The organism is Planktothrix serta PCC 8927, assembly GCF_900010725.2.
Taxonomy (GTDB): Bacteria; Cyanobacteriota; Cyanobacteriia; order Cyanobacteriales; family Microcoleaceae; genus Planktothrix; species Planktothrix serta.
Window position 1 is genome coordinate 350011 of the sequence record NZ_LR734883.1, and the last position, 10385, is coordinate 360395.

The window sequence follows — 10385 nt, forward strand, 5'->3', positions numbered from 1 at the left end:
GTAGTAGATGCAAAATCTTCTTCTATTGTATTAGAAAATCAAACAAATACTATAAATTTTAATTTTTTCTTCAGCATATCCTAAAAAGAGCAAAGTTTCTGAACTTGATTGGCGTCATTAGAATTCTCCTTGGAACTTTCCAAATAATTTTTGAGCCAATTGCACCCTTGGGTTAAAAGCTGATCTAAACTGGTTACAGTATCAACATTCCAGAGAATCACTGTTTTGTCGGAACTGGCAGAAGCTAGAGTCTTACCACTGTGACTAAAACTAACATCATTCACTTCATCTTGATGACCCTTGAGAGTCACAATTCGAGTTCCCTCAACTGTCCAAAGGTTGATCGTTTTATCATCACTTGCAGAAGCAATAATTTGACCATTAGGACTAAATGCCACACCCCAAATGGCAGCTTGATGCCCAATAAAGGGGGGCTTAATTTTCTCACCCTGTAAATCCCAAAGCTGAACTTGATTATTTTCACTTCCTGTGGCTAGAATTTGACCATCAGGACTAAATGCCACACTGTAGACTGAAGTTCCATTATCAATTGTTTTACGTTCACTCCATCGTTGATCGTTCTGTTCATCCCAAAGTTTAATCGTACCATCTGCACTCGCCGTTGCCATTAACATCTGAATTGGACTGAAGCTCACACTATAAACTCGTCCTTGATGTTGTCTCAGTGTATCTACTTCTTGACCCTGTTGGTTCCAAATCTGAGTTGTTCCATCATAACTTGTGGCCGCAATAATTTGGTTATCAAAACTGAAATCAATACTACGAACTTGATCGCTATGACCTAAAAGTTTTCTGGAATTTGAATCTTTCTCTATATCCCAAATAAAAGCTGTTCCATTCGCACTAGCAATTCCCAATAACTGACTTTTGTTGTTAAAGTTGACAGCCTTAATTTCTCCCTGATTCTCAATTATAGTTCTTTTAAATGTTCCATCTAAATTCCAAAGTTTAACCCGATCATCATCGCTACCCGTTGCAATAATATGATCGGTGGGACTAAAACTTACGCTTCTTACCTCAGCAGTATGTCCTTTTAGTTGTCTAATTTGAGTATTATTAAACTGCCAAAGTTTCACCATTTTGTCAATACTGACAGAAACTAAAGCCTGGGTCTTGGGATTAAAATTGAGGCTATTAATTCGGTCTTGATGGGCTTTAATGGTATTCAGCATTTGACCTTGTAAGTTCCAAGTTTTAAGTGTATTATCTCGACCTCCAGAAATTAAAGTTTGACTATCAGGACTAAAACTCAGGGCAAACACTTCATTAATATGTCCCCTAAAATCCCGGATAAACGTACCATCAGACTTCCACAGTTTTATCGTTCCGGTTGCGTCAGCAGAAGCCAGCATTTTACCATTCGGACTAAAAGTAACACTGTAAACTTCGTCCTTATGATCGGTTAATTTTTGCACGTTAACCCATTCTTTAGGGGTTCTTTTCCAAAGAATAATAGTATTATCTTTGCTCGCCGTTGCTAGAGTTTGACCATCAGGACTAAAACTGACACTGTAAACACTTTCTGTGTGTCCTATGAGTATTTGTTTCGGTTTTCCATCAGGTGTCCAGAGTTTAACTTTACCATCTTCACCGCCTGTAGCAATGAGATCATCCTGGGGATTAATACTAACACTATAAATGGATGTATTGTCTTTTAAAGGAGTTAATTCGTCTTGCCAATTTTGTCCTTGTTTTTTCCACAGTCTAACGGTTTGATCTAAACTAGCTGTTGCGAGTAGGTTACTATTTTTGTTAAAACTCACACTCATCACTGCATCATTATGCCCTTTTAATTTTTGGATAAATCGGTTATTCTGATCCCACAATTTAACTTGATTATCATAACCACCCGTGGCAAGGGTTTGACCATCGGGACTAAAACTAGCTGTTACAATTGCATTATCATGCCCCTGCCAACGATTTTGTTCTTTAACCCAATTAATTCCTTGCGCTAATACAGTTAAAACATCCGCCTTTAGTTGTGGATTATTTTGACTCCATGATGATTTTTTTAGGAGTGCTCCCGCTTCTAATGCTGCGACTAATGAATCAAAAGTATCAGGATTTTCCGTAAACCGAGCATTAGCTGTTTCAATTTTAGCAATAATTTGACCTTTATCTGCTTCTTGCCATTGATGTTTTGCAATCCCAGCAACTACAATAGCAACAGTAGCAACTCCTGTAATCACCGTCAATGCAATTCTAGTAATCCATAAATTTTTTTGGCTTAGTTTTAACTCCCGTTCTTGAGCTTCTATTTCTCGTTGTTTTTCATCCTCTATTGCCGTTTTACTTAATTCAACTAACGCTACTAATTGATCATCACTCCCTAATTCTGCTGCATCAGGACTATCTAACCAATGTTGAGCTTCAACGAGTTCAAATTCATCTAATAATCCCCCTTTATCTTTCCCTAATCTCCCCCATTCTTCCACTTTTGCTATCAGTCGGCGACGGGTTTGTTCCGCTTCTCGACGTTGAATAATCCAATCTTGTAACTGGGGCCAACTACTAATTAAAATTTCGTGGGCAATATCAACTTTTCGGGTTTTATCCTCTTTTCCACTTAAGGTTAATAACCGACGATCTGCTAAATAACGTAAGGTTTCTTCAAAGATTTGATCATTATCTCCCCTGGCTTTTAAAGCTTCTACAGATTCTTGTCGCCGAGTATCTGCCCGCCCTTCTCCAAACTGAATTAAACGTAAAAATACCCGACGGGCGATGATTTGTTGTTCATCAGTTAAATGAGCGATCGCAGCATCTGCCCGTTGCGCGATCGCCACTTGAATTCCGATTAATTTATTATTAGTATTAGATACTGTATTATGATAAGATAATACTAAAGCTTCATAAGCCCTTAAAGGTAAATATCGCCGTTCTATTTTTTCCCATAATAAGACTAGGGTTTCTTGTAATAACGGTAAAACTCCGGGTTCTTTTGCGGCTGTTGTAATTAATCTTTCTAATAATGCTGATTCTATAAAAACATTCGCCTGTTCCGCAGGTTTAAGAATGGCTTCTTGTAGTCCCGTTTGATCTAACGGTAATACTTCATAGCGATGGGCTTTAATTTCTCGCCAGAAAGTAGCAGATTCCATCAGTTGAGGATAAAAATCTGCTCGAACTGTTAAAATAACATAAAAATTAGGCTGTTTATAAAGATTTAATAGGATTTCTTGAAACGGAATCGCTTCTTGAGGAGATTGGGTAAAAATTTCTTCAAATTGATCAATGACTAATAGGAATTTTTGGGAAGGATGGAATTTTGTTGTGATAGCTTCATCGGAAGTCGGATCACAGCCTAATGTTGCGGTTAATGTGGTTATGGGTGTTGTACCTGGACGCATGGAATAGATTTTCCAGGGTTCTTTTCCTAATAATTGGGTTTTTTGCAGTTGGGGAATTAACCCAGCAAAAACCAGGGAAGATTTACCACTTCCTGACGCTCCAATAACGGCTAAAAAGGGATATAATCGTAAGTGTTGAATTAAATCATTAACTTCTCGTTGTCGTCCAAAAAAGCGATCGCTATCTTCTGGTTTAAAGGGAACCATCCCCGGATAGGGACAATCTGGAATTTCGACTGAGGAAGGAGCAGGTTTTTGGAAAGCTTCACAAATTCGTTGAATGACTTTCTGTTGTTTTGTCGCATCCGTCGCATCCAAACACTCTAATATTTTTAAACGCAGGGGTAACTCTTGAACAGGATGCAAAATAATCCCAACAACTGGCCATAAATGAGTATCAAATCCGTAGTATTGAGACAGTAAATTAGCAAATTCGGCAAAGTTATCGGCTAAATAAGCAGGGGAAATTACTAATAAGGTTCGTTCACTATTTTTAACTGCACTTTCAAATTCAATTAATCGAGGAACACCTAACCGAAACATCGCCTCGGAATGACAGGTTAACCCCGCTTCTTCTAAAGCATTTAATAAATAACCTTCTACCCACGCGCCATCCTCATCGGCGTAGGAAACAAATACAGAATATTTTTTGGACATAGCAATCTCTCTGGTTTATTTTGAGGTGAAAACGGTATTCAATGTGATCGATTCACCTGTTTTCTATTACAGTGCTATGAAAGGAAATTCCCGTACAATTTGCGATCGCTTTTGAGATAGCCTTCCCTGATGTTCTCGTTTTGTAGGAGCAGGTTCTGTACTCATTAGTGTCAACTTAACCCACGTTAGCCCGAAATGCAAGTTCCGGGCTGTAGAGACGTTGCATGCAACGTCTCTACGTTATCTTTAGATAACTAAACTTTCTTAACCCGTTTTAACGGGTTTTAGTTTTAAGCCTGAAATTTATTTCAAGGCTTTTGAAATTAAGTTGACACTGACGGTTCTGTGTTAACCTTTCTAATCCTTACCCCAAAAATCATTAACTCACCCTGCGGGTTAGGATCGATTAATCACAAGTCTATAACAACAATATAACAGAATTATTGATTTATTTCAATCATTCGTAAAGTCCCGATGCGGTGCGACCCGGAAGGGGGTCTTTTAACTGTTTAACTAATTTTTTAAACAGTCGAGGATGGTTAAGATCAATGGGTTTTTCTAATTGTAAGCGTTCGGGCAGTTTAGATAGATCAAGATCCTCTTTTTGTGAACAAACCAAACGAGCTTTACCTTCTTTAATTCCCAAGTTTTGAACCAAAACATTCTCAAATTCTGCCATATTATTATCTAAGTATAAATTTGATAAAATGACAAGGGTTCGTTTAGAAAACTTAACACCCCGTTCTATATTAATCACCCGTGCGACCCCTAATAAATCCACATCTCCTGAAACCGCAACTTTTAGGTTTTCTGCTTCTAATTTCGGGACTAAGAAATCCCAAACCCAAGTTGAATCGGGTTCTTCATCCACATAACTAATATAAACATCATAGCGAAACTCTTCTTGAGCTTGAGGAGAAACCGGACTTACCCCTTTTTGTCCGCCTAAATATAGGGTTAGGGGAAAATTTTCTTCAATATCAGATTTAAAAATCGGATGTTGATTGGGTTGGTCGGCGGTAACTTTCGGTTGTAAATATTCAAAAATATCAAAGATTCTAATTAATCCATCATTGCTCGTAATTCCTCCTTTTAACCCGGCGATTAAATGTTGAGTAAAAACACTATTATTTGATCCAGCAGTTACATAGGATTGTTCGGTATTACGAGAGGAGGCGAATATAACCCGACCTTTTCCTTGTACTAATTGATCATAATAATTATCCGGTAATCCCCCTTTGATTTCGGGTATTGTTGGATCTTTAGGTTGACCAATTCCTCCAGAGTGACAACAATCAAAAATTACGACTAATTTTCGCGCCGGAATTGCTCTTAATACGTCTGTAAATTGAGTTCCTGAAATAGCGGTTTCTACTAAGGATGCACCGGAGGTATAAACCGTATCAACGGGTAATAAATATTCTCCCGCAGTAGGGCCAAATTCAACTTGTCCTCCATGTCCTGAAAAATAAATTAATACCGTTGAATCTGTGTTAGTTTTAGTTGATAAATCAGTTAACGCTTGAGTTAATGCTGATTTTGTTGCTTTTTCATCTAATAATAATTCTACATTTTCAATTAAATAACCACAGAATGAAGGTTCTGTGAGTAAACTATAAATATCCTTAGCATCGTTGAGAACCGTTGACGGTAAAGGTTTGATTTTTTGATAATTAGCAATTCCAACAATCAGAGCGTAACAGTTGTTTAAGGTTGTCATATTAATTAGGATGGATGGGCGGGAAAACCCGAAGTTGATGAAGACATCTTCACTACCTTCGGTCTGGGATTTCGCACGGTTGTCATATTAATTAGGGTGGGCGGGGAGACCCCGCCCCTACGGTAATTTAGGCGGTTTGGGGTTCTAGGAGTTGATGTTCTTGACGTAAATAGGCTTGGATGAAAGCGTCTAATTCTCCATTCATCACATCTTGAATTGCTGTTGTTTCTTCTGCTGTGCGTAAATCCTTGACCATTTGATAGGGATGAAACACATAGTTTCTGATTTGATTTCCCCAAGCTGCTTCGACTAAATCACCTCGAATTTCTGCGATCGCTTTTGCCCGTTGTTCTTGAGCAATAATTAATAATTTTGCCTTTAACAACGCCAGAGCTTTTTCTTTATTTTGTAACTGCGAACGTTCTTGGGTACAACGCACGGCGATACCCGTTGGTAGGTGAACAATTCGCACGGCTGTTTCCACTTTATTAACGTTTTGACCGCCTTTTCCTCCTGAGCGAGTAGTGGTAATTTCTAAATCCTTATCAGGAATATCTAAGTCAATAGAATCATCCAAAATCGGCATAATTTCCACTCCAGCAAAACTGGTTTGTCGCTTACCATTGGCATTAAAAGGTGAAATTCTAACTAAACGATGAGTGCCTTTTTCCCCTTTTAAATACCCATAGGCATAACGACCTTCAATTTCCAAAGAAGCGGATTTAATTCCGGCTTCATCCCCTTCAGAAATTTCGGTTAAATGTACTTTATACCCCTGAGATTCTCCCCAACGAGTATACATTCGCAGCAGCATTTCTGCCCAGTCTTGAGCATCAGTACCACCTGCTCCGGCATTAATCGTTAAAACTGCCCCATGTTGATCATAAATTCCTGAAAGCAGTTGTTGCAATTCCCAGTGATCAAATTCTCGGTTGAGTCGGGAAACCGTAGCTGTTGCTTCTTCTAAGAGTGCATCATCGGTTTCTAACTCCAAGAGTTCTAAGATGGCTTTGGTATCTTCAAGGGCTTGCCGCCAGTGTTCCTGCTGCTGCACAATAGATTTGAGATCATTCAACTGTTGAAGGGTTTGTTGTGCAGTTTTTTGTTCATCCCAAAAGTCGGGTTGTGCTGCAACTTGCTCTAAATCTTGAATTTTGGCTTGAAGTGCAGGCAGGTCAAAGATAGTCCTGGGTTTTACCCAGGCGCTCAGATAACAGTTCGATTTCCCGTTTAATTTCTAAAACATCCATTGCGATCGCTAACCGTTTTTCTATGAATACACTGGTAGAATACCAGCGCTACAAGGTACACTTTTAATTTTAGCGGGAATGATGGCAGATTTAAGTTATCTAATGTTAGTTTTCCCCGGTCGGTTAACCGTCAACAGCCAACAGTCAACAGCCAACACCTAAATTATGTCGCGTCAAATTTTTACAGGGAGCAGTCCTTTGCGCCAAATGCGCCCCGTTGATCGTTGGGTTGATTTATTATGGTTTTTGGGTTTATTAGTGGCTGCACTGACCCTCTATGGACTGCATTTAGGAGGAGTCCCCTTGCGAGATTGGGATGAGGGGTTAGTGGCTCAAGTGGCGCGTGAAATTGGACGAGGAGAACAGAATTGGCTGTATCCAACCCTTCATGGAATGCCCTATTTCAATAAGCCGCCTTTAGTGCATGGGTTGATAGCTTTTGCCTATCATTTTGGGGGGGTAAATGAGTGGATGGCGCGGTTGCCTTCGGCATTATTAACAGCGCTTTCAGTTCCTTTATTATATAGCATTGGTTTAGAACTATTTCGCCATCGTACCTCGGCAATTTTTTCGGCTTTAGTTTATCTAACATTATTACCTGTTATTCGTCAAGGACGGTTAGCAATGTTAGATGGAACAGTTTTATTTTTATGGTTAATTTTGGTTTGGTGTGTGTTACGTTCCCGACGAGATTTACGCTTTGCTTTAGGGTCGGGAATAGCCTTTGGTTTGTTATGTTTAACTAAGGGAATTTTTCTGGGATTATTATTGGGGGCGATCGCATTTTTCTTCCTATTATGGGATACGCCTCGCCTGTTAACAGCCCCCTATCTTTGGTTAGGTTTAGGATTAGGTTTTCTTCCCGTTTCTCTGTGGTATGGGGCGCAATGGCTTTACTATGGACAGGGATTTATTCAGGGAAATTTATTCAATCAATCCCTACAACGAGTTTGGCAACCTGTTGAGAACCATTCCGGGCCGATTTGGTATTATCTGTTAGAAATTTTAAAATATGGCTGGCCTTGGCTATTATTTTGGCCCCAAGGATTACGGTTAGCTTGGCAAAATCGCAACTTAAGTTGGGCTAAATTAATATTAGTTTGGACAGGAATTTATTTTGTGGCGATTTCCATCATGAACACCAAATTACCCTGGTATGTTTTACCCATTTATCCAGCTTTAGCCTTAGCTGTGGGGCGATATTTGGCAGAAGTTTGGAAGGAAGGCGATCGGGATATGGGATTATGGAAATTGGGAAAAGTTGAACGGGGAAAGCCTGACCATTTTATGAAACCAACACCGGATCAACTCTTACCCATTTTTATTTTATTAGCGGTCATTGCCGGGATCGGATACTGTTATTTTGGGGGAATGATTTCTTTTCTTAATCCTCAGTTGATCCCTCAACGAGATTTACAATTCACCTTCGGATCATTGATGTTAACCCTGTCTTTTGTGGCGGTTTTAATTGCTCAAAAAGATAGACAGTTTTTAATGGTTTTATTCTGGGGAATGTATTTATCTCTGCTCCTATTTTTCACTTCAAATTATTGGGTTTGGGAACTGAATGAAGATTTTGCAGTTAAACCAGTGGCGGCTATTATTCGGGAGGGAACACCCCCAGGACAAGAGATTTATCTGGATCATCCCTTTGGTCGTCCTTCGTTGAATTTTTATAGCGATCGCCATATTCATGCTGTTGACAATATTACCCTAAAAACGAAATGGGAAATGCTGGATCAACCCTATTTTTTGTTAAAAGAAGATAGCCTCAAAAAATTACAGTTAAACAATGTTCAAAAAATTGATCAAACTCCCGACTGGATATTAATCACCAAGAAACCTTAATCATTGTAGGGTGCGTAAGGCGCAGCCGCACGCACCATTTCCCCAATTAAACAGCACGCACCATTTCCTCAATTCAACTTAATTTAACCACAAAGACACAAAGACACAAAGAAGTTGTAAACACGGTTGCTGTTGATTTTGATATTAAGCACCATTTCCCCAATTCAACTTAAATTTAACCACAAAGACACAAAGACACAAAGAAGTTGTAAACACGGTTGCTGATGATTTTGATATTACGCTAAACCTTGGGAAAGAAAACCCGCCCTTTCTTCTGAGCAGCGATCGCATTATCTGAGGGGCGGGTTTAGTCAGATTATTGATCAGAATTGAAGATAATTACAGAACCCGCCCCTACATTTTGTTGTGGAAAAAATTTGATCGCATTGGAGCAATAATCAACAATTAAACCGTAGGGGCGGGTTACGAGACGAGCTTTAATTATCAGTAATTATCTCCCTAAACCCGCCCTTTATTCTGAGGCGATCGCATTCTAATCAACAAAACCGTACCCGATCGCGTAGAATAGCCTATTGAGTTTAAAGATTGCCTATCTCAGTTTTATTTATGTCTTTGGATACCCCTACCTCCGATCTGCTCAACACAGAATCTGAATCTCCTACCAGTTCACCGGAGGTTGATCCGAATTTACAAGTCCGGTTTAAACGGGAAGAAGGACAATTATTGTTATTTTTACCGCCAGAAATTAAGCAAGAGGACAGTGAGGCAAACCTTAATCATACCTGGACAGAACTTTGGCAACAGTTAAAACATCGTCTTAATGGCGGTGAACACACCGAACAACCCCATACAGACGTTTATCTGATGGCAGAAAATCGGTTATTAGATGTGCGCCAACTCCAAGATATAGCCGAAGCGTTGAACGAAGTGCAACTGCAACTCAAACGGGTCAAAACCAGTCGGCGTCAAACCGCAGTGGCGGCGGCGATGGCGGGTTATAGTGTGGATCAAGACGCAGAACGGGAAACCTTAACTCAACCCGTGTTGGAACCCTCAATATCTCCCTTAGTCGAACCGTTATATTTAAAAATGACAGTGCGGTCTGGGGTCGATATTCGTCACCCTGGAACCATTGTAATTGTTGGGGATGTTAACCCAGGTAGTTCTGTAGTTGCCGATGGCGATATTATTATTTGGGGCCGTCTGCGGGGAAATGCTCACGCTGGAGCCAAGGGCAACCCCAAAAGTATAATTATGGCATTGCAAATGGAACCGAAGTTAATTCGGATTGCGGATCAAGTGGCGCGGGGGCCAGAAACATCTCCAGAACAGTTTTACCCCGAAGTGGCTTATATTAATGCCAACGGCATCCGCATTAGTCCGGCTAAGGAAGTTGCCAAAGCTAGAGTTTTAACCCTTGACAATTAACAGTCGTAGGGGCGGGGTATCCCCATCAGTCAACTTAACGCCAAAAGCCCGGAAATAAATTTCGGGCTAAAAGCTAAAACCCGTTAAAACGGGTTAAGAAAGAGAAGTTTTGAGTCATCTTTAGATGACTTTAGCTCTTAGCCCGAACTT

General features: G+C 39.8%; 5 protein-coding genes. 2 read left to right on the forward strand and 3 right to left on the reverse strand.

The window, feature by feature from the left end:
* Positions 1-80: 80 nt before the first annotated feature.
* The 3 genes from PL8927_RS25550 to prfB form a co-directional block, all read right to left on the reverse strand.
* On the reverse strand, positions 81-4028 hold the full coding sequence (locus PL8927_RS25550; RefSeq protein WP_083626516.1) for a toll/interleukin-1 receptor domain-containing protein: 3948 nt from the start codon (positions 4026-4028) through the stop codon (positions 81-83).
* Positions 4029-4485: 457 nt separating this feature from the next.
* Positions 4486-5748, reverse strand: coding sequence for a caspase family protein (locus PL8927_RS25555; RefSeq protein WP_083626519.1), 1263 nt, complete (start codon positions 5746-5748; stop codon positions 4486-4488).
* Positions 5749-5875: 127 nt separating this feature from the next.
* Positions 5876-6998 (reverse strand): peptide chain release factor 2 gene (gene prfB / locus PL8927_RS25560; RefSeq protein ID WP_156093330.1). Its coding sequence is split into 2 segments (ribosomal slippage): positions 5876-6925 and positions 6927-6998, totalling 1122 coding nucleotides; the frame shifts between segments, so codons are not numbered across the junction.
* Between the two features lie 165 nt (positions 6999-7163).
* Here prfB and PL8927_RS25565 point away from each other — a divergent pair.
* Both PL8927_RS25565 and minC read left to right on the forward strand, forming a co-directional pair.
* Positions 7164-8846, forward strand: coding sequence for an ArnT family glycosyltransferase (locus PL8927_RS25565; RefSeq protein WP_083626524.1), 1683 nt, complete (start codon positions 7164-7166; stop codon positions 8844-8846).
* Between the two features lie 567 nt (positions 8847-9413).
* Positions 9414-10235: a septum site-determining protein MinC gene (gene minC, locus PL8927_RS25570; protein ID WP_083626526.1), complete on the forward strand. Its 822-nt coding sequence runs from the start codon at positions 9414-9416 to the stop codon at positions 10233-10235.
* The last annotated feature ends 150 nt before the right edge of the window (positions 10236-10385 follow it).

Excerpts from the sequence above, each read along its gene's own strand:
- PL8927_RS25550 (WP_083626516.1), bottom strand. The coding sequence starts at position 4,028 with ATGTCCAAAAAATATTCTGTATTTGTTTCCTACGCCGATGAGGATGGC.
- PL8927_RS25555 (WP_083626519.1), bottom strand. The coding sequence starts at position 5,748 with ATGACAACCTTAAACAACTGTTACGCTCTGATTGTTGGAATTGCTAAT.
- PL8927_RS25565 (WP_083626524.1), top strand. The coding sequence starts at position 7,164 with ATGTCGCGTCAAATTTTTACAGGGAGCAGTCCTTTGCGCCAAATGCGC.
- minC (WP_083626526.1), top strand. The coding sequence starts at position 9,414 with ATGTCTTTGGATACCCCTACCTCCGATCTGCTCAACACAGAATCTGAA.